Origin of the sequence: Sphingomonas insulae, assembly GCF_010450875.1 — a bacterium.
Lineage (GTDB): Bacteria > Pseudomonadota > Alphaproteobacteria > Sphingomonadales > Sphingomonadaceae > Sphingomonas > Sphingomonas insulae.
In genome coordinates this window covers 3,320,217-3,339,127 of record NZ_CP048422.1, presented here as the reverse complement: position 1 = coordinate 3,339,127, position 18,911 = coordinate 3,320,217, and the positions used below count along the sequence as shown (strand labels likewise).

The window sequence follows — 18,911 nt, the reverse complement described above, 5'->3', positions numbered from 1 at the left end:
TCGTCCTAGGATCGAGCGGCCGCACGACCGGCGAAGATCGCCGGAAGGGGGTCGATAGAAGTCATGGAGCGGTTGGCCTGGCTGCCGGGCTCGCTGCTGCCGGGGGCGGCCCCGCGTGGCGCATTGCGGTGAGGGCTGCTGCCCTTTTCCTCCGGCTCCTTCAGCAAGGCGCCCTTCGCCTCGCTGCCGCGCATGTGACCGCCGTTGTTGACCGGCGTGCCATGGCCGCTGGCGCGACGAGGGTCCTTGGACCCGTCCTGCATCATCGTCGCCTGCATGCAGGTTTCGCCCGGCTTCGTGCACATGCCGACGATGCGATCGAACAATTCGGGGGCGACGGAGGCATAGCGGATCGCCGGCACCTTCTCGCTGGGCTTTTCCAGCTGGACGTAGGTCGGCAGATCGAGCCGCTTCTGCGCGGCGCGCGCCTCCGACGCCCATTTGGCGAAGCCGGCATCGTCCATGCTGTCGACGGTGAAGTGCATGTCCGAGAAGCCCGCGCCGCTGTAGTTGGCGCTGAACCCATCGAAGCGGCCGGGCTTGTTCAGCACCGCGTGCAGGCGCGTCTCCATGCCCGGCATCGAATAGATCATGCCCGCCATCGCCGGGACGTAGAAGGTGTTCATCACCGACGACGAGGTGATACGGAAGCGGACCTGGCGGTTCATCGGCAGGACCAATTCGTTGACGGTCGCGATGCCCTGTTCAGGATAGATGAACAGCCACTTCCAGTCGAGCGACACCACCTGGATTTCCAGCGGCTTCGCGTTCTTCGCCAGCATCTTGCCCGGCTCGATCCGGGCCAGCGGCCGATAGGGGTCGAGGCTGTGCGTGCTGATCCACGTCAGCGCGCCGAGCGCGATGATGATCATCAGCGGCGCCGACCAGATGATGAGTTCCAGCCCGGTCGAATGGTCCCAGTCGGGGGCGTATTCGGCATCCTCGTTGCCGTGCCGGTACTTCCACGCGAACAGGACCGTCAGCACCATCACGGGTATGATGATCAGCAGCATCAGCCCGGTCGACCACAGGATCAGATGCGCCTGTTGCCGGGCGACGTCACCGGAAGGATTCATCACCACCAGATCGCAACCGCCCAGCAGGACGGGCGCGAGGAGCGCGGCGGCAGCGGCGCGAAGCCGCATGGGGGAGAACGTGGGAGTTCGCATCGTCATGTCCGCTACGCCCCTGTGCTGCGCTGCAAAATAGGACATTTTGTCCTATCCCAACCGCTGGAGGATGACGGTATGAAAGTGCGTTAGGGCCGCGTCCAAAGGCGGGCGGGGTGCGTTGATGACCGAATGGCCACCGGGCCGTGAGACGACAGGACTGCGATACATGGCTGCTTCCGCCCATTCCGCACCGCTCGAACGCGATGCCCGTGCCGTCAACACGCGGGGCGACCATGAGGTCCGTCCGGGCGAGATCGCGATCGGCGTCATCATCGGCCGCACATCCGAATTCTTCGACTTCTTCTGCTACGCCATCGCTTCGGTCATCGTCTTTCCGGCGCTGGTCTTTCCCTATGTCGACCGGCTGACGGGCACGCTCTGGTCGTTCGCGCTGTTCCCGCTGGCGTTCATCGCCCGGCCGATCGGCACGCAGATCTTCATGTGGGTCGACCGCGAATACGGACGCGGGACCAAGCTGACGATCGCGCTGTTCCTGCTCGGCACCTCGACCGTGTCGCTCGCCTTCCTGCCCGGCTATGCCGAGGTCGGCGCGGCATCGGCGTTCCTGCTCGCGGCGTTCCGCATCGGCCAGGGGCTGGCGCTGGGCGGCGCGTGGGACGGCCTGGCGTCGCTGCTGGCGCTCAACGCCCCCCCCGAGAAGCGCGGCTGGTATGCGATGGTGCCGCAGCTGGGCGCACCGCTGGGCCTCATCGTGGCAAGCGCGCTTTTCGCCTTCTTCCTCGCCAACATGGACATGGTCGATTTCCTGTCCTGGGGCTGGCGCTATCCCTTTTTCGTCGCCTTCGCGCTGAACGTCGTCGCGCTGTTCGCACGGCTGCGCATCGTGGTGACGCCCGAATATACCGAGCTGTTCAAGAGCCGCGAACTGACCCCGTCACGCGTCACCGCGACGGTCAAGGCGCAGTGGCGCAACATCATCATCGGCGCGTTCGCACCGCTGGCGAGCTTTGCCCTGTTCCACATGATGACGGTGTTCCCGCTGTCGTGGATCGCGCTGTTCACCCGCGAGGACATCGCGCGTTTCCTGGGGATCGAGATCATCGGCGCCTTCTTCGGCTTGGGCGCGGTGGTGATTTCGGGGCTGCTCGCCGACCGGATCGGCCGGCGATCGGTGCTGGGCTATACCGCCGCGGCGATCGCGGTGTTCAGCGGCTTTGCGCCGCAGCTGCTCGCCGGTGGCGATGCGGGTGAACTGGCGTTCATGATCGGCGGCTTCGTGCTGCTGGGGCTTGCGTTCGGCCAGTCGTCCGGCGCGGTGACCAACAACTTCCCGAAGCGGGCGCGGTATACCGGCGCGGCGCTGACGTCGGATCTCGCATGGCTGTTCGGCGCCGGCTTTGCGCCGCTCGCCGCGCTGGTGCTGGCTAGCCAGTTCGGCCTGGTCGCCGCGGGCGGCTATCTGTTGTCGGGCGCGCTGGCGACGCTCGCCGCGCTGGGGCTGAACAAGGAACTGGCGCGCCGGCTGGATTGAGGGCGACGTCGTTCGGCTGGTAGCCGTTCCCCGGCGGAGGCCGGGTCCGGTTGGGAAGGCTTCGGTGGTAGAGCCGGTGCCTCCCCCGACCGGGTTCCGTTCTCCGCAGGGGACGCGTTACTTTGGTGGGTCAGTCGTTGCCCATCCCGCCCATGTTGCCGCCGCCGAAGCCGCCGCCACGGCCATGACCGCCGTGGCCGCCGCCGCGGCCGCGTCCCGGGCCGCCGTGCCGCTTGTCCGGACCCGCGGCGCGGGCGGCGACGTGGGGGAGTTCGTCCCAGGTAAGCTTGCCGTCCTTCCTGGTGTCGAGCGATGCAAAGCGCTTGTCTGCGGCATCGGCAAATTCCCGAGCATCGACGCCGCGATTGAAGTTGCGGTCCGCCGCGGTGATCGGTTCGGGCAGATCGAAATAGCTGAATCGCGCCGCACCCAGCTTGCCGGCGTCATAGGCGGGCGCTTTCGCGGCACCGTCGCCCGAATCGGAACTGCTCGCCATGATCCCCGGACCGCCGTCGCCCGACCGGACTTCCGGTGCGATCGTGTTTTCGTAATAGTCGATGTCGTCGGGATCGATCTCTCCGTCATGCTTGCGATCGAGCGTCGCGAAGAAACGGCTGGCGTCCGCATGGAATTCGGCGAGCGTGACGATGCCGTCGTGGTTCGCGTCGACGGCGGCGAACCAGGCGCGTTCGGGATCGGGCTCCGCCTCCGTCGCGTGATACGGTTCGCCCATCGGGCTGATGAACGTGCGACGATGCCCCTGCGCCGTGACGGCGGCAGCGCTGCCGGCGAGCAGCAGGACGGCGACGAAGGCGACGGTGCGTGGCATGGCGTTTCCCCGAGGTTCCGCACCGATCAACCAGCGATATGTTTCCGGCGGATGTCTGAGTGCAGCTGCCTCTTGCATCCGGCGGATATCCTGCGGAAACAAATGCGCGGCAAGAAAGGCCGATGATGAGCCAACACCAGACGACCAGCGCTCAGGACGATGAACCGGCCGCGATCCTGGTCGTCGACGACGACCGCGAGATCCGCACGCTGCTGACCCAGAGCCTGGGCGCGCGCGGCTATCGCGTCAGCGCCGCCGCCAACACGCGCGAGATGGATGCGGTCCTGGATCGTGAGCGGATCGATGCGGTCCTGCTTGACGTGATGATGCCGGGCGAGGACGGCATCTCCGCCTGTCGCCGGATCACCCGCGACGGCGGACCGGCCGTCATCATGCTGAGCGCGCTGGGCGAGGAACGCGACCGGATCGTCGGGCTGGAGATCGGTGCGAGCCATTACCTGCCCAAGCCGTGCAGCGCGCGCGAAGTGGTCGCCACCGTCCGCGCCGCCCTGCGCAGCCGCCAGCGGGCGGAACCCCGCGATCGGTCGCGGCTGACGTTCGATGGCTGGACGATGGACCTGCTGGCGCATGAGCTGTTCGATGCGCAGGGCGTGCTGGTCGGGCTGACCGACGGCGAATTCGCCCTGCTGCGCGTCTTTGCGGAGCGACCGCGACGGGTGCTGTCGCGCGAATGGTTGCTGGAGGCGGCGCGCGGCCCCAATTCGGATGCGTTCGACCGCGCGATCGACGTGCAGATCAGCCGGTTGCGGCGCAAGCTGCGCAGTGGCGGCGACGAGATCATCCGCACCATCCGCAACGAAGGTTATCTGTTCGTGCCGGCGGTCGGGCGGGCATGACCCAGCCGGACCGGCCCCGGCGCGGGCCATGGGGTTGGGCGCGGCAATCGCTGTTCTGGCGGGTATTCCTCGTCATGCTGTTGAGCGTCGCCGCGGTGCAGGCGCTCAACGTCGCACTGGTCGTGTCGATCACCCCGCCGACGCCGCGGATCTATTCGGTGCCGCAGGTCGTCGCCGCGCTGCGCAGCGGCCGGGACGCAAGCGGCGAGCTGCTGTTGTCGCGTGGGGGCGAGGACCCGGAACCGTTCGACGAGCGTGGCAACCATCTGGCCGGCGTGATCGCGGGACAATTGGGCATCGCGGCGGAGCGGGTCCACGTCCATTTCGGTGGCGGGCCGCCGCCGATGGTGTTCGGCCCGCTGCGCCGCGCCGAAGGCTTCCCCGACCGGCCGCGTTCGCCGGACGCGCGCAACCAGATCATGTTCGGGCATTTCACCGTGTCGGTCCAGCAGCGGGACGGCAGCTGGGTGAGTGCGCGGGGCGCCCGCACGGGGTTCGAAAGCTGGCGGTGGCGGGCGTTGCTGTGGCTGCTCGCGGCGCTGCTGGCGGTCGCACCGTTCGCCTGGCTGCTCGCGCGCCGGCTGACCAAGCCGATTGCCGCATTCGGGGCGGCGGCGGAGCGGCTGGGGCGCGACCCGCGGGCGGCACCGGTGCCGCTCGGCGGCCCCGCCGAGATCGCCGATGCCGCCGCCGCGTTCAATCGGATGCAGGCGCGGCTGAACCGCTATGTCGAGGATCGCACGACGATGATCGCGGCGATCGCGCACGATCTGCGCACGCCGCTGATGCGGCTGGGACTGCGACTGGAGGGGGCGCCGGAGCCGCTGCGCACGACCAGCGAATCGGACATTCGCGACATGCAGGCGATGATCCAGGCGGCGCTCGCCTTCTTCCGCGACGAAAACCAGATCGGCGAGCGGCGCCGGCTCGACCTGCGGTCTTTGGTCGAGAGCGTCACCGACGACCTTGCCGACCGCGGCGAGCCGGTGACGCTGCACGATGGCGATCCGCTGGTCGTCGAGGGCGATACCGCCGGGCTGAAGGCGCTGGTCGCCAACCTGGTCGGCAACGCGCTGAAATATGCAGGCGATGCGGAGGTGACGCTGACCCAGGCGGATGGCCATGCCCTGATCGCGGTGCGCGACCATGGTCCGGGGATCGATCCGGACGATCTCGACCATCTGTTCGAGCCGTTCTTTCGGGGCGAACGGTCGCGCAATCGCGATACGGGTGGGATCGGGCTGGGCCTCAGCAGCGTGCGCGGCGTCGCGCGGGCGCATGGTGGTGATGCGACGATCGCCAACCACCCCGACGGCGGGGCGATCGCGCGGGTGATGCTGCCGCTCTGAGCGGTGGGGAGGGGCGGCGCGATCAGCCGAGCTGGTCGGCGATGATCCAGCGCCGGCTGATGGCCGTGCGCATCAGCCCCAGCCCGCAGTCCAGGCAGCGGGCGCGGCGTACGCCCCCGGCGCTGGTCTGCGATCGGCTGGGGCGGTGATGGCTGCCGCAGTCGGGAACGGCGGCGATCGGCTGTAGGGCGGGCGTGCACGGGCTCCTTCGCCGGCCGGCATGGCGACAGCGGATTGCGCGGCGATGTCCCGGCGGAAATATCGCGGACACATCGGCGCGCTACACCAGCGGTGTCGGCGGCGTTCTCTCCCACTAATGGCCCGCCGGCACTCGGGCGCTCCCCGGTGCCCGACGGTCGAGCTAGGGGACCAGCGATGGTCGCCTAGCTCGGCTCAACGGCGTCGATCGGTTCGACCGCCACCACCTCGATCGCATCGTCGCGCCCGCCGAACGGCAGGATATCGCCCGGCTCCGCGCCGATCAGGGCACGGGCGAGCGGCGCGCCGAATGCCAGGCGGTCGGCCCGCGGATCGGCCTCGTCGTCGCCGACGATGGCGATCGCCCGCTCCCTGCCGCCGATCGTCACTTGCACGCGGGTTCCAAAGCCGGCGCTGCCATCCGCGGGTGCGGCGGTCGGCACCGCGGTCGTGCGCCGCGTCTGCCAATAGCGCAGGTCGCGGCGGATGGCGTCCACCGCCTCCGCCCCGGCCTGCGCCAGCGCCTGCTCCAGCGCCTGCTTCAGCGCGGCGATACGCGTCTCGATCAGCGCCTTGCCGGCCCGTGTCACCAGATTGGGGCCGGTGGGGATCGGTAGCTCGAACTTTGGCTCCAGATGCTCCTCGTCACTTTCGCGACGGAACGCGACACTCATCGTTCGGCCTCTTTCATACTGTCCCATCCGCGGACAGGTCCGGTTTAACCACCTTTGCGGCTGGTCCTAAACGTAAACGCGGCGTTAACGTGTTCATGATGACCAGACGCCTTGTCCTGACCAACGAATCCGCCCGGCACCCGTTTCGGCAGACGCTGCCGCCGCCGGTAACCCCCGATGTGCGCAAGCGCGACGATGAGGACTGGAAGCTGTTCCTGCTCAGCTTCGCCGCCTTCTTTACCTGTTTCTACACGTTGATCTTCTGACCGGAGCGTTCCGGCCGCCCGCCTAATCGCAGGCGGCGTGCAGCTTTTGTGCGATCCATGCCGACACCAGGCACATCGCGGCAACCACGAACAGCATGTCGACCGGTTTCACGCCCAGCATGTTGATGCCGAGGACCGCGATCGACCCGACCGTCATCGCGCCCGAGTTGACCACGTTGTTCGCCGCCACCGTACGCGCGGTCTGGTCCTTTTCCACCGTCGTGGTGAGGAATGCATAGAGTGGCACCACGAACATGCCACCGGTCGTGGCGATCGCGAGCAGGCACAGCATGATCGGGATGGCGCGCGGCTGTGCGACGAATTGGCTCCAGTCGTAGAACGTGCCGGGCGCGGCCGGCACCCAGTTGCGGCACAGGAACGAGAAGATCACGACGAATACGCCCATCGCGACCACTGATACCGGCGAATAGCGTGCGCTGATCCGCCCCTTCAGCATCGTGTTGATGACCACCGAGCCGATCGCCACGCCAACCGAGAAGACGGCGATGGCGCCGCTGGCGACGCGTTCGTCGGCGGTCAGCACGTTCTTCACCAGCGGCGGAAAGACGATGATGAGCACCGAGCCGATCGTCCAGAAGAAGCTGATCGCGCAGATCGCCAGGAACAGCCGCGGGATGTGCATCGTCGTGCGGATCAGCCGCCACGATGCGGTGAACGGATTGTAGTTGAGCTTAAGCCGCGGCCCCTCGCGCGGGGCGGGCGGCACCTGCCGCGCGGTGATCCAGCCGATCAGCGCGACGACGATGACGAGGATCGCGGCACCCTCGATCGGCACATAGCCCGCCATGATCGTGCCGAGCAGGATCGCCAGATACGTCCCCGCCTCGACCAGGCCGGTGCCGCCGAGCACGTCGCACGGTTTCAGGTGCTGGGGCAGGATCGCGTATTTGATCGGGCCGAAGAACGTGGAGTGGACGCCGAGAAACAGTACGGCGCCCAGCATGAGGCCGATGCCCAGCGTCGGATAACCGGCGCGCGCGACCATCAGTCCCGCAGCGCCGAGCAGCATGATGCCGATCTCCGCCGTCTTGACGATACGGATGATTCGCGCCTTGTCATGACTGTCGGCGAGCTGGCCGGCAAGCGCGGACAGCAGGAAGAACGGCAGGATGGCGATACCGGTCGCCAACGCATTGAAATTCGCTTCCATGTGCGGATCGTTGAAGATCGCATAGGTCGCGAACAGCACCATCGACGTCTTGAACAGATTGTCGTTGAAGGCGCCCAGGAACTGTGTGGTGAAAAGGGGCAGGAAGCGGCGCTGCTTCAGCAACCCCATGGCATTCAGCATGCGAAACACGGCCTTCGATCGTGGCGATATTGCGGCAGGCATAGCCCAGCGCGCAGGGCGCGCCAACGGTTAGGTGGCGGACGGGCGCCACGCAACGGTCGCGGGGATTGGGCCAGGGGAGTAGAGTAAGGCGTGGCGGGCGGGGGTTACGTCCGCCCGCATGGCGCGGTAGGAGGGGCGTACGATGCTGACCTTGCCCAACCTCCTGACGCTGTCGCGCATCGTCGCGGTGCCGCTGCTCGTCGCCTTTCTGTGGTGGCCGCGGTGGGAGGCGGGCTTCGGCATCGCCTTTGCCCTGTATTGCCTGATGGGCGTTACCGACTATTTCGATGGCTATCTGGCGCGTGCGCAGGGTGCGGTGTCGAAACTGGGCGCTTTCCTCGACCCGATTGCGGACAAGATCATGGTCGCGGCGGTGATCCTGATGCTGGTTGGCACGCGCCACGACGACATGGCGCTGATCACCGGCGTCCACCTGATCGCGGCGCTCATCATCCTGCTGCGCGAAATCGCGGTGTCGGGATTGCGCGAATTTCTGGCGGGGTTGCAGGTATCGCTGCCGGTGTCGAAGCTCGCCAAGTGGAAGACGACGCTGCAACTCGTCGCGTTCGGTGCGCTGATCCTGGCAGGGGCGCTGCCGGCACAGGCGTGGATCAAGGTGGCCGGGCTCGGTTGCCTATGGGCGGCGGCGGCGCTGACATTGGTGACGGGCTGGGATTACCTGCGCGTCGGCATCCGGCACATGGATTGAGCCATGGCGATCGAAATGCTGTATTTCGCCTGGGTGCGCGAACGGATGGGCGTTGCGCAGGAATCGATCGATCCACCCGCCGCCGTGACCAGCGTCGCCGCGTTGGTCGACTGGCTGGCGGGGCGTGACGACACGAGCGCTGCGGCATTAGAGGATCGCGTCCGGCTGCGGGCGGCGGTCGACCAGAATTTCGTGGCGATGGACGCGAGTATCGTCGGGGCGCGTGAAATCGCGCTGTTTCCACCGGTGACCGGCGGATGATCCGCATCCACGTCTCGCCCGCCGCAATCGATATCGGGGCGGAGATGGCGCTGGTCGAACAGACCGGCGGCGCGGGCGCGGTGGCGACCTTCACCGGGCTGGTGCGTGCCGACGACGACGTGGGAACGCTGGAATTGGAACATTATCCGGGCGCGACCGAATCGGCTCTGCGCCTTGTGGCCGAGGGTGCGACGACCCGCTGGGCGCTGGCTGCGGCAACGATCGTCCACCGCGTTGGGCCGATGGTGCCGGGCGAGCGGATCGTGTTCGTCGCCGCATCGGCACCGCATCGGGCGGCGGCGCTGGAGGCGTGCACCTATCTGATCGACCGGTTGAAGACGGATGCGCCGTTCTGGAAGCGCGAGACGCGCGGCACGGAAGCGACATGGGTCGAGGCGCGCGATACGGACACGGCGGCGGCGGAGCGTTGGAAGGAGGACTGATCCAGCGCATGCGGTGAGGGCGGATCGCCGATCGCTGCGTCCGGCCGGATACCGCCGGCGTCTGCCAAGCCATCGCGCAGAACCCGGATTTTCGCGCCGCGCCGGGGGTGGCGATATGTGGTCGACGTGGACGATGGCGATCGATCCCAGCCAGCCTCGCCTTTAGCGTCTGAAGCGTTACCCTCTTCCGACAAGACGCGCAGCAGCCCGGCGGGATAGGGGAGTTGCGGAGCCCGGACGGCAAGGCCGATATGTCGGCGATCCCTTATGGCAAATTGGGTACCAGCACGCCGTTCACCACATGAATCACACCATTGACCTGCGCGACGTCGGCTGCCTCGACATAGCTGCGGTTGCCGGTGACGCTGGTCAGCGTGATGACATCGCCGGTCATCGTCGCCGTGATCGGCTGGCCGCCGATCGTCGTCAGCACGGCACGACCGCCGCCGGCGCGGATACGGTCGGTCAGCTGTTCGGTGGTCATCGTCCCGGCAACGACATGGTAGCGGAGAATCGCGACCAGCGCGTTCCGGTTTTCCGGTGCGAGCAGATCGCGGGCGATGCCGGGCGCGAGGCGGGTGAAGGCGGCATCGGTCGGTGCGAACAGCGTGTATGGCCCGTCGCCGCCGAGCAACTGGTCGAGTTCGGCGGTGCGCAATTCGGTCGCCACCGTATGCAGGCCCGGCGTCGCGGCGATCGACGCGGCGATCGTCGCCTCCGATTCCATGTGCGACGGGTCGACCGGCACCGGCGCGCTCGCGACCGCCGGCGGTGCGGTGACGGGGGCGGTCGCCGGCGGGACGCAGCCGGCGAGCAGCGCGGCGATGGCAGGCACGGCCAGGTGCCGCGCATGGATCAGGATGGATTGGGTCACTGCGATCCTCTACGTCCCAAGCGTGCCGGAGGTTGCATCAGCGCGCCTGCGCCAGCGCTTCGGCGAGCAGCTGGAAGTCCTTTTCGCGCGGCGAGGCGCGCCGCCAGACGAGGGCGATGTGCCGAACGGCATTTTCGGCCTCCAGCGGTTTGGCGATGATGCCCGTGTGGTCGAGAATACCCGCCTTCAGCGCCATTTCGGGCAGCATCGTCATCCCGAGGCCATTGTCGACCATCTGCACGATCGTGTGCAGCGAAGTGCCCAGCATCGTCGCTTCCGCGCGCAATTCCGGGCGGTTGCATGCCGACAGCGCGTGGTCCTTCAGGCAATGCCCGTCCTCGAGCAGCAGCAGCCGCGTTTCGTCGATCAACGCGGCGGGGATCGTCGGCGGGTCGCTCGGCATGTCCTGCGGCTGGTAGGCGACGAACAGGCGGTCGTCGAACAGCGGGTGGGAGGCAACATCGCCGCAGGCGAAGGGGAGGGCGAGCAGCACGCAGTCGGTGCGGCCGTTGTGCAGTCCTTCGCATGCCGCCCCCGACGGCTCCTCGCGAAGGAACAGCTTCAGATCGGGATAGTCGCGGCGCAGGCGTGGCAGGATGTGAGGCAGCATGAAGGGCGCGATGGTCGGGATGACGCTCATCCGCATCTCGCCCGACAGCGGACGGCCGGCGGCGCGGGCGATATCGCCCAGCTCCTCCGCCTCGCGCAGCACGCGACGGGCCTTATCGGCGATCCGGTCGCCCAGCGGCGTGAAGCGGACGACGCGGCGGGTGCGCTCGACCAGGGTGACGCCGATGAGGGTTTCGAGTTCGCGCAGGCCGGCGGAGAGGGTGGACTGGGTGACGAAACACGCCTCGGCGGCGCGGCCGAAATGGCCGGCATCCTTCAACGCCACAAGATATTGCAGCTGTTTGAGCGTGGGAAGGTAGGTCGCTGCCATGCTGGCCGGATAGAGGGGCGGCGCGGTGGAGGCCAGCCTCTTCACGCCCTCCCCCGCATTTGCGGGGGAGGGGAAGGGGCGTGGGAGCGGTTATTCCGCGGCTTCTTCCCAGTCATGCGTTTCTTCCGCGGGCAGGCGGATGAGGTGGTCGAAGGCGGCCAGCGCCGCCGTCGACCCCTCGCCCATCGCGATGACGATCTGCTTGAATGGCACCGTCGTCACGTCGCCGGCAGCGAACACGCCGGGCTGCGAGGTGTGGCCGCGATCATCGACCTCGATCTCGCCGCGCGGCGACAGCGCGATCGCGCCGGCGAGCCATTCGGTGTTCGGCACGAGGCCGATCTGGACGAAGATGCCCTCCAGATCGACGCGGTGCATCGCATCGGTGTTGCGATCGCGATAAGACAGCGCGTTCACCTTCTCGCCATCGCCGTGCACCTCGGTGGTCGAGGCCGAGGTGATGATGCGAACGTTGGGCAGGCTGGCGAGCTTGCGCTGCAGGACGGCGTCGGCGCGCAGGGTGGAGTCATATTCGATCAGGGTGACGTGCGCGACGATATTGGCCAGATCGATCGCCGCCTCGACCCCCGAATTGCCGCCGCCGATCACCGCGACGCGCTTGCCCTTGTAGAGCGGGCCGTCGCAATGCGGGCAATAGGCCACGCCCTTGTTCCGGTACGCATCCTCGCCCGGCACGTTCATCTGACGCCAGCGCGCGCCGGTCGACAGGATCACGGTACGGGCCTTCAGCGCGGCACCATTCTCCAGCACAACCTCGTGCAGGCCGCCTTCCGCCGTCGCCGCGACCAGCCGTGCGGCGCGCTGCAGGTTCATGATGTCGACGTCATATTCGCGGACGTGGCGATCGAGGTCGGCGACGAGCTTCGGCCCGTCGGTATGCGGCACCGACACGAGGTTCTCGATCGCCATCGTATCGGCGACCTGCCCGCCGAACCGCTCGGCGAGGATGCCGGTACGGATGCCCTTGCGCGCGGTGTAGATCGCCGCCGCCGCGCCGGCCGGGCCGCCGCCGATCACCAGCACGTCGAACGGGTCCTTGGCGGCGATCGTTTCCGCGACGCGGGCGGAGGCGCCGGTGTCGAGCTTTCCGACGATCTGCTCCAGCTCCATGCGTCCCTGGCCGAACACCTCGCCGTTGAGGAACACCGTCGGCACCGCCATCACCTTGCGCGCGGCGACTTCGTCCTGGAACAGCGCGCCGTCGATCGCGGTGTGCGTGACGCGCGGGTTGAGCACTGCCATCAGGTTCAGCGCCTGCACCACGTCGGGGCAGTTGGCGCAGGACAGCGAGAAGAAGGTTTCGAAGTGGAAGTCGCCGTCGAGCGCCTCCACCTGCCGGATCAGGTCCTGCGCCGCCTTCGACGGATGGCCGCCGACCTGGAGGAGGGCGAGCACGAGCGAGGTGAATTCATGGCCCATCGGCAAGCCGGCGAAGCGCACGCCGATATCGGTGCCGACGCGCCGGATCATGAAGCTGGGCTTGCGGCGGTCGTCGGCGGTGACGACCGCGATGCTGTCGGACAGCGCGGCGATCTCGTCGAGCAGTTCGCCCATCTGGCGCGACTTGGCATCATCGCCCAGGCTCGCGACCAACTCGATGGGTTGGCGGATGTTGACCAGATAGGCCTTCAACTGCTGCGTCAGATTGGCGTCGAGCATGGCGGAAACTCCTGGGAAATTCGGATCGTCACAAACAAGCGGCCCGGGGTGGAGGGAGGTCCACCCCGGGCCGCGATCACCCTGACCCTCGGGGAAGGGCGGGGATGGTATCGGCACCGCCGCGTTCCTGCGGGCGCAGGAACGCTGGGGGCCTTAGATCTTGCCGACGAGGTCGAGGCTGGGGGCAAGCGTCTCTTCGCCCTCTTCCCACTTCGCGGGGCAGACTTCGCCCGGATGCGCGGCGATGTACTGCGCGGCCTTGATCTTGCGGAGCAGTTCGGCGGCGTTGCGGCCGACGCCTTCCGACGTCACTTCGATCAACTGGATCACGCCTTCGGGGTCGATCACGAACGTGCCGCGATCGGCCAGGCCCTGGCCTTCGCGCAGGATCTCGAAATTGGTGCTGATCGCGTGGTTCTGGTCGCCCAGCATGTAATAGTTGATCTTGCCGATCGCCGGCGAACTGTCATGCCACGCCTTGTGGCTGAAGTGGGTGTCGGTCGACACGCTGTACACCTCGACGCCCATCTTCTGGAGCGTGGGATATACGTCGGCGAGGTCTTCGAGCTCGGTCGGGCAGACGAACGTGAAGTCCGCCGGGTAGAAGAAGAAGACCGCCCACTTGCCCAGCACGTCTGCGTCGCTGACGCTGACAAACTTGCCTTCCTTGTAGGCCTGGGTGGTGAACGGCTTCAGCTTGCTGCCGATGAGGGCCATGTTGGTCTCCGGTTGAATGGTGTGAACCGGATATAGGGGCTTATACCGCAGTGCAAAATTAATCTGTTTGCGTTGCGTGATCGGATAAGGCGATCAGCAGCGTTTCTGGGCGCTTGCGCGTTCGCCTGCGCAAAAAATTTACTTCGCTAATGCGGCGTAGACCGACCAGGCGCTGGTCAGCGTCAGCAATACGCCGACCAGCGCCATCAGACCGCGGGTCGGCACCCGCTTGGCCAGCAGGCCGCCCAGCGGCGCCGCGATCAGGCCGCCGATCAGGATGCCGAGCGTGTGCAGCGTGAATGCCGACCAGCCGAGTGCGATGAAAAAGGTCACCGATGCGGTCGCGGTCAGGAAGAATTCGGCGGTGTTAACCGTGCCGATCGTATGGCGCGGTGTCGCGCCCTGGATCAGCAGGTTGCTGGTGACGACCGGCCCCCAGCCGCCACCGCCCGCCGCATCAAGAAAACCGCCGACCAGGCCGAGCGGCGCGATGACGCGCGGTTTGCGCGGTTCGATCGTGCCCTTCACCGCGCGGAACAGCAGGTAGAGGCCGATGCAGGCGAGGTAGAGCATCACGAACGGCTTGGCGACGGAGGCATCGATGTTGCTGAGCAAGGTCGCGCCGAGCGCCGCGCCGATGACGCCGGGTATCACCAGCCGGCGAAACAGTTTCCAGTCGACGTTCTTGTGGACGATGTGGCTGACGCCGGAGGCGGCGGTGGTGAAGGTTTCGACCGCATGCACGCTGGCGGACGCGACCGCGGGCGGCACGCCCATGACCGTCACCAGCAGCGTCGAATTGATGACCCCGAACGCCATGCCGAGCGCGCCGTCCACCACCTGGGCGGCGAAACCGATCGCAATGAACGGCAACACCTGGTTCCAGTCGATGGTGGTGAGGAAATCGGGCATCGGCGGCGGTCACTCCGAAGGGAAAGGGTTCGACGGTTACAGGGTTCGACGGGTACGGGCTTCGACGGGTACGGGCAGTGTCTATCTGCCGCATCGTGCACGGCACATGCAATTCCTACAACAAAGCTGGAGTTTGCGTCGGCATAGTTGCGCCGGGGCGGGCATGGAAATCGGTTGGTGGAAGGATTACATGCCCGGTTCCACAAGGGGAACGTGACGGATGTTCGGACGGTTGGCCGCCTATCTCGATTCGATCCGGGCGCGCGATCCGGCACCGCATTCGCGTGCCGAAATCCTGCTGTATCCGGGTGTCTGGGCATTGGGCCTGCACCGGGTCGCGCACGCATTGTACCGGCGGCGGCTGTTTTTCCTGGCACGGCTGGTCAATCACGTCGCCCGCGCCTGGACGGCGATCGACATCCATCCCGGCGCGAAGATCGGTCGCAATTTCTTCATCGATCACGGCTTCGTCGTGATCGGCGAGACGGCGGAGATCGGCGACGACGTCACCATCTACCAATGCGTGACGCTGGGCGGGACCAGTCCCGACAATGGTGTTGCGGGCAAGCGCCACCCGACGCTGGCGGATGGCGTCATCATCGGATCGGGCGCGCAGGTGCTGGGACCGATCCTGGTCGACCGCCGTGCGCGCGTCGGTGCGAATGCGGTAGTGACGCGGGACGTGCCGGCGGGTGCGGTGATGGTCGGCATTCCGGCACGCGCGACGATGGTCGAGGGCGGTGCGGCGGCGACGCCGTCGCGCTTCGTTCCCTATGGCACGCCGTGCAGCGATATGTTCGATCCTGCCACACAGAAGATTGAGATCATGCGCTGCGAACTGGAATCGATGCGCAAGCGGCTGGATGCGCTGCTGGCCGAACAGGCGCCCGAAGCGGAGCGTGACCGCGCCTGATGGGAATCGTCACGCCGTTTCCGCAACCGGGCAAGCCGTCGCAAGTCGGCTTCGAGCGCCTTGAACTGAACCGCATCCTCGACCTGTACGGCCGCATGGTCGCCGCCGGGCATTGGAAGGATTATGCGATGGACCTGGGCAAGGACGCCGCGGTGTTCGCCGCGTTCCGCCGTGCCGCCGAACGACCCGAGTTCCGCATCGAGAAACGCCCGGCATTGCGCGGTAAGCAGGGGATGTGGGCGCTGTTCGGCGAACAGGGCGTGGTGCTGAAGCGGGGCCACGAGCTTGGGCCCGTGCTGGCGCCGGTCGAACGGCGGCTGATGAAGCTGGTGGACTGACCGGGCGCGACCGTGCCTCATGCCTCAGGTACGGCCCGTCAGGCGGGGCGGGCCGCCAGGCGTTCGAGCGTCGGCACCAGTTCGCCATAGCCGTCGATGATCGCGTCGGCGCCGAGCTCCGCGACCGGCTGCATCAGGAACCCGAAGGAACAGGCGATCGTCGGCAATCCCGCGGCCCGTCCGGCGCGAATGTCGAAGATCGAATCGCCGACGAAGGCGGCGGTGCCGCCGCCGCAGCGGGCCAGCATCTCGTAGATCGGCTTGGGACTGGGCTTGGCATTGCCCGGTCCCATCGTGTCGCCGCCGATGATGCAATCGAATCGCGCGGTCAGGTCGAGCGCGCCGAGCAGCTTGCGCGCGAGCCCTTCCAGCTTGTTCGTCACGACCGCCAGTCGCGCGCCGCGGGCAGCGAGGTCGTCGAGCGCGGCGAGGACATGGGGGTAGGGCCGGGTCAATATCGCGATATGTGATTCGTAATAGTCCAGCAGCAGGCGGTGCAGCCGGTCGAGCGTGGCATCGTCGCAGCCGCCCGTCGCCGCCATGCCCTGCGCGAGCATGTGGCGCGCGCCGCCACCGATCATCGGCTTCACCTGATCCACGGTCAGCGCCGGGCGTCCGGCGGATGCCAGCGCATGATTGACTGCCGCCGCCAGATCGCCGCTGGTATCGAGCAGCGTGCCGTCGAGATCGAAGCCGACGATGTCGAATGGCGAAGGTCGCGATGAAATCTGCGTCATGTCTGCGCGCGGTGACGGCTCGCTCTGGAAATGGCAAGACTTCCATGGCAGGCGATGCGGCCATGACCACTCCCCTTGCCGTCATCATCCTTGCCGCAGGCAAGGGCACGCGGATGAAATCCGATCTGCACAAGGTCCTGCACCCGATCGCCGGACGATCGATGCTGCTGCATCTGATCGACAGCCTGAACCAGGCCGGCGCGACGCGGCGGGTGGTCGTCGTCGGGGCGTCGGGCGAGCAGGTCGAGCAGGCGGTGGCATCGACCGGGGTTGAGATCGCCTGGCAGCGCGAGCAGCTCGGCACCGCGCATGCGGCGTTGCAGGCGAAGGCGGCGCTGGCCGATTTCGACGGCGTCGCGATCGTGTGTTTCGGCGATACGCCCCTGCTCGCGACCGATACCGTCGCGCGCCTCGCGGCACGGTTGGAGGCAGAGGATACGCCGACGGTCGCGGTCCTGGGGTTCCGTCCCGCCGATGCCCGCGCTTACGGCCGCATCATCGCCGATGCCGACGGCACGATCCGCAAGATGGTCGAATACAAGGACGCCAGCGCCGACGAACGCGCGGTCGACCTGTGCAATTCGGGCGTCACCGCGGTCCGCACCCGTGACCTGTGGCGGCTGCTGGAATCGGTCGGCAACGACAATGCCGCGGGTGAATATTACCTGCCCGACGTGGTGACGCTGGCGATCGCCGGCGGCGGCCGCGCGGTGTGTATCGAGACCGGCGAGGACGAGGTCGCGGGGATCAACAGCCGCGGCGAACTGGCGGCGGTGGAGGCCGGGTGGCAGGCGGCGCGGCGCGAGCAGGCGATGGCGGATGGTGCGACACTGATCGCGCCGGAGACCGTCTGGTTCAGCCACGACACCAGGATCGGCCGCGACGTGGTGGTCGGACCGAACGTCGTCTTCGGCCCCGGCGTCACCATCGACGACGGCGCGACGATCCATGCGTTCAGCCACATCGAGGGCGCGAACGTCGGTGCGGAGGCGGAGGTCGGCCCCTATGCCCGGCTGCGCCCTGGCGCGGTGCTGGGCACGGGTGCGAAGGTCGGCAATTTCGTCGAGGTGAAGAAGGCGACGCTGGGCGCGGGCGCCAAGGTCAACCACCTGTCCTATATCGGCGATGCCGAGGTGGGGGCGAAGGCCAATGTCGGCGCCGGCACGATCACCTGCAATTACGATGGCTTCTTCAAATACCGGACGACGATCGGTGCCGGCGCGTTCATCGGATCCAATTCGGCACTGGTCGCGCCGGTGTCGGTCGGCGAGGGCGCGATCGTCGCGGCGGGGTCTGTGTTGACGCAGGACATCGAGGCGGGCGCGCTGGCCCTCGTCCGCCCGCCGCAGGTCGCCAAGCCGGGATGGGCGACGCGGTTTCGCGAGCGGATGGCGGCGCGGAAGGCTGGAAAGTGATATCGCGCCATGATATCATGCTCGCATGCGCACGCTGATCGACCTTCCCGAAGACGATATGAAGTGGCTCGACCGTCGCGCCGCCGAGCAGGGCAAGTCGCGTGCGGCGCTGGTGCGCGAGGCGGTGTCGCAATATCGCGCCGAAACCCCTGCCGCGGACGACATGAGCTGGTTGGACAATGCGTTCGGGCTGTGGGCGCGCAACGGCATTGCCAGCGATCCCAAGGACTACGACCGGCAGCAACGTGCCGAATGGACCCGGCCATGGGATGACGATTACGAAGAGGTGCGCGCCGGGTCGCCCGAGTGCTTCACGTCCGAGGACGACAAGGAGCGCGCCCATTATCTCGCGCTGATGGCCAGGGCGGCGGAGCGGAACCCCGCGTCCAGGGCATGAGCGGCTATAGCATCGACACGAACATCCTCATCGACTCGCTGTTGGGTCACGAGCCGGCGCATGTCGAACTCGCCCGGATCGGCAACAGCGGCGCGCGCCTCTGGGTGAGCCGGATGGCGTGGATCGAGGTGCTGTCGAAGGGCAGCGACGCCGTCGTGCGCGAGGCGTTGCGGTTCCTCGGCCGGTTCGCCGTCGACGAGATCGACGAGGCGATCGCGCTGCGCGCGGCGGCGTTGCGGCGCCAGCGGGCCGGGCTGACGTCGCCCGACGCCGTCATCCTGGCGACGGCGCAGATGCGCGGGCGTGTTCTGATTACGCGTAATACGAGGGATTTTCCGACAGATATGCCGGGTATCCATGTTCCCTACACCATTTGAAGGCAGG

General features: G+C 67.3%; 22 protein-coding genes. 12 read left to right on the top strand and 10 right to left on the bottom strand.

Annotated features, from left to right (window positions below; translation table 11 throughout):
- Positions 1–5: 5 nt before the first annotated feature.
- Entirely contained in the window at positions 6–1,145 is a 1,140-nt protein-coding gene (gene cyoA / locus GTH33_RS17565; protein ID WP_163959514.1) for a ubiquinol oxidase subunit II, read from the bottom strand.
- Between the two features lie 193 nt (positions 1,146–1,338).
- Here cyoA and GTH33_RS17560 point away from each other — a divergent pair, with 193 nt between their 5' ends.
- On the top strand, positions 1,339–2,664 hold the full coding sequence (locus GTH33_RS17560) for an MFS transporter (protein ID WP_163959513.1): 1,326 nt from the start codon (positions 1,339–1,341) through the stop codon (positions 2,662–2,664).
- A 130-nt stretch (positions 2,665–2,794) separates the two neighbouring features.
- Here the strand turns inward: GTH33_RS17560 and GTH33_RS17555 are convergent, their stop codons facing one another.
- The gene (locus tag GTH33_RS17555; RefSeq protein WP_163959512.1) at positions 2,795–3,493 is read right to left on the bottom strand and encodes an EF-hand domain-containing protein; all 699 of its coding nucleotides are present in this window, start codon (positions 3,491–3,493) and stop codon (positions 2,795–2,797) included.
- Positions 3,494–3,615: 122 nt separating this feature from the next.
- Here GTH33_RS17555 and GTH33_RS17550 point away from each other — a divergent pair, with 122 nt between their 5' ends.
- Positions 3,616–4,350 carry a response regulator gene (locus GTH33_RS17550; protein ID WP_163959511.1) on the top strand — a complete coding sequence of 245 codons (735 nt, stop codon included), beginning with the start codon at positions 3,616–3,618 and terminating at the stop codon, positions 4,348–4,350.
- Entirely contained in the window at positions 4,347–5,699 is a 1,353-nt protein-coding gene (locus GTH33_RS17545) for a sensor histidine kinase (protein ID WP_163959510.1), read from the top strand. Before GTH33_RS17550 ends, GTH33_RS17545 begins: the two co-directional genes overlap by 4 nt.
- A 383-nt stretch (positions 5,700–6,082) precedes the next feature.
- Here GTH33_RS17545 and GTH33_RS17540 read toward each other — a convergent pair whose 3' ends face one another.
- On the bottom strand, positions 6,083–6,571 hold the full coding sequence (locus tag GTH33_RS17540) for a GreA/GreB family elongation factor (RefSeq protein ID WP_163959509.1): 489 nt from the start codon (positions 6,569–6,571) through the stop codon (positions 6,083–6,085).
- 95 nt (positions 6,572–6,666) lie between these two features.
- Here GTH33_RS17540 and GTH33_RS17535 point away from each other — a divergent pair, with 95 nt between their 5' ends.
- Positions 6,667–6,837, top strand: a complete 171-nt coding sequence (locus GTH33_RS17535) for a hypothetical protein (RefSeq protein ID WP_163956802.1) — start codon at positions 6,667–6,669, stop codon at positions 6,835–6,837.
- A 22-nt stretch (positions 6,838–6,859) separates the two neighbouring features.
- On the opposite strand, the gene GTH33_RS17530 is transcribed toward GTH33_RS17535, so the two are convergent.
- Complete coding sequence (locus tag GTH33_RS17530; RefSeq protein WP_166753075.1) at positions 6,860–8,149, bottom strand: MFS transporter; 1,290 nt, start codon at positions 8,147–8,149, stop codon at positions 6,860–6,862.
- 184 nt (positions 8,150–8,333) lie between these two features.
- Here GTH33_RS17530 and pgsA point away from each other — a divergent pair, with 184 nt between their 5' ends.
- Genes pgsA through GTH33_RS17515 form a run of 3 tightly spaced genes read left to right on the top strand, consistent with a single transcriptional unit; the run spans position 8,334 to position 9,604 of the window.
- The gene (gene pgsA / locus GTH33_RS17525) at positions 8,334–8,900 is read left to right on the top strand and encodes a CDP-diacylglycerol--glycerol-3-phosphate 3-phosphatidyltransferase (RefSeq protein WP_163959507.1); all 567 of its coding nucleotides are present in this window, start codon (positions 8,334–8,336) and stop codon (positions 8,898–8,900) included.
- A gap of 3 nt (positions 8,901–8,903) precedes the next feature.
- Entirely contained in the window at positions 8,904–9,161 is a 258-nt protein-coding gene (moaD, locus tag GTH33_RS17520; protein ID WP_163959506.1) for a molybdopterin converting factor subunit 1, read from the top strand.
- Complete coding sequence (locus GTH33_RS17515; RefSeq protein ID WP_163959505.1) at positions 9,158–9,604, top strand: molybdenum cofactor biosynthesis protein MoaE; 447 nt, start codon at positions 9,158–9,160, stop codon at positions 9,602–9,604. The genes moaD and GTH33_RS17515 overlap by 4 nt, the downstream gene beginning before the upstream one ends.
- A 265-nt stretch (positions 9,605–9,869) precedes the next feature.
- On the opposite strand, the gene GTH33_RS17510 is transcribed toward GTH33_RS17515, so the two are convergent.
- The 5 genes from GTH33_RS17510 to GTH33_RS17490 form a co-directional block, all read right to left on the bottom strand.
- Complete coding sequence (locus GTH33_RS17510) at positions 9,870–10,478, bottom strand: fasciclin domain-containing protein (protein WP_163959504.1); 609 nt, start codon at positions 10,476–10,478, stop codon at positions 9,870–9,872.
- A gap of 37 nt (positions 10,479–10,515) precedes the next feature.
- Positions 10,516–11,418 carry a hydrogen peroxide-inducible genes activator gene (locus GTH33_RS17505; protein WP_163959503.1) on the bottom strand — a complete coding sequence of 301 codons (903 nt, stop codon included), beginning with the start codon at positions 11,416–11,418 and terminating at the stop codon, positions 10,516–10,518.
- Between the two features lie 90 nt (positions 11,419–11,508).
- The gene (gene ahpF, locus GTH33_RS17500; protein ID WP_163959502.1) at positions 11,509–13,098 is read right to left on the bottom strand and encodes an alkyl hydroperoxide reductase subunit F; all 1,590 of its coding nucleotides are present in this window, start codon (positions 13,096–13,098) and stop codon (positions 11,509–11,511) included.
- Positions 13,099–13,251: 153 nt separating this feature from the next.
- A complete protein-coding gene (gene ahpC, locus GTH33_RS17495) occupies positions 13,252–13,815 on the bottom strand; it encodes an alkyl hydroperoxide reductase subunit C (RefSeq protein WP_163959501.1) in 564 nt (187 codons plus the stop codon).
- A 138-nt stretch (positions 13,816–13,953) separates the two neighbouring features.
- Positions 13,954–14,727 (bottom strand): sulfite exporter TauE/SafE family protein, encoded by a 774-nt coding sequence (locus tag GTH33_RS17490; protein ID WP_163959500.1) that lies wholly within the window; start codon positions 14,725–14,727, stop codon positions 13,954–13,956.
- 220 nt (positions 14,728–14,947) lie between these two features.
- Between GTH33_RS17490 and epsC the strand changes: the two genes are divergently transcribed.
- Both epsC and GTH33_RS17480 read left to right on the top strand, forming a co-directional pair.
- Positions 14,948–15,640: a serine O-acetyltransferase EpsC gene (gene epsC, locus GTH33_RS17485; protein WP_163959499.1), complete on the top strand. Its 693-nt coding sequence runs from the start codon at positions 14,948–14,950 to the stop codon at positions 15,638–15,640.
- Positions 15,640–15,978 (top strand): DUF2794 domain-containing protein, encoded by a 339-nt coding sequence (locus GTH33_RS17480; protein ID WP_163959498.1) that lies wholly within the window; start codon positions 15,640–15,642, stop codon positions 15,976–15,978. The genes epsC and GTH33_RS17480 overlap by 1 nt, the downstream gene beginning before the upstream one ends.
- Positions 15,979–16,016: 38 nt before the next feature.
- Here GTH33_RS17480 and GTH33_RS17475 read toward each other — a convergent pair whose 3' ends face one another.
- A complete protein-coding gene (locus GTH33_RS17475) occupies positions 16,017–16,715 on the bottom strand; it encodes an HAD-IA family hydrolase (protein ID WP_163959497.1) in 699 nt (232 codons plus the stop codon).
- Positions 16,716–16,777: 62 nt separating this feature from the next.
- On the opposite strand from GTH33_RS17475, the gene glmU reads away from it, so the two are divergent.
- Genes glmU through GTH33_RS17460 form a run of 3 tightly spaced genes read left to right on the top strand, consistent with a single transcriptional unit; the run spans position 16,778 to position 18,904 of the window.
- Positions 16,778–18,130 (top strand): bifunctional UDP-N-acetylglucosamine diphosphorylase/glucosamine-1-phosphate N-acetyltransferase GlmU, encoded by a 1,353-nt coding sequence (glmU, locus tag GTH33_RS17470; RefSeq protein WP_166753074.1) that lies wholly within the window; start codon positions 16,778–16,780, stop codon positions 18,128–18,130.
- A gap of 25 nt (positions 18,131–18,155) precedes the next feature.
- Positions 18,156–18,527, top strand: coding sequence for a ribbon-helix-helix domain-containing protein (locus tag GTH33_RS17465; RefSeq protein WP_163959495.1), 372 nt, complete (start codon positions 18,156–18,158; stop codon positions 18,525–18,527).
- A complete protein-coding gene (locus tag GTH33_RS17460) occupies positions 18,524–18,904 on the top strand; it encodes a PIN domain-containing protein (RefSeq protein WP_163959494.1) in 381 nt (126 codons plus the stop codon). The genes GTH33_RS17465 and GTH33_RS17460 overlap by 4 nt, the downstream gene beginning before the upstream one ends.
- Positions 18,905–18,911 lie beyond the last annotated feature (7 nt).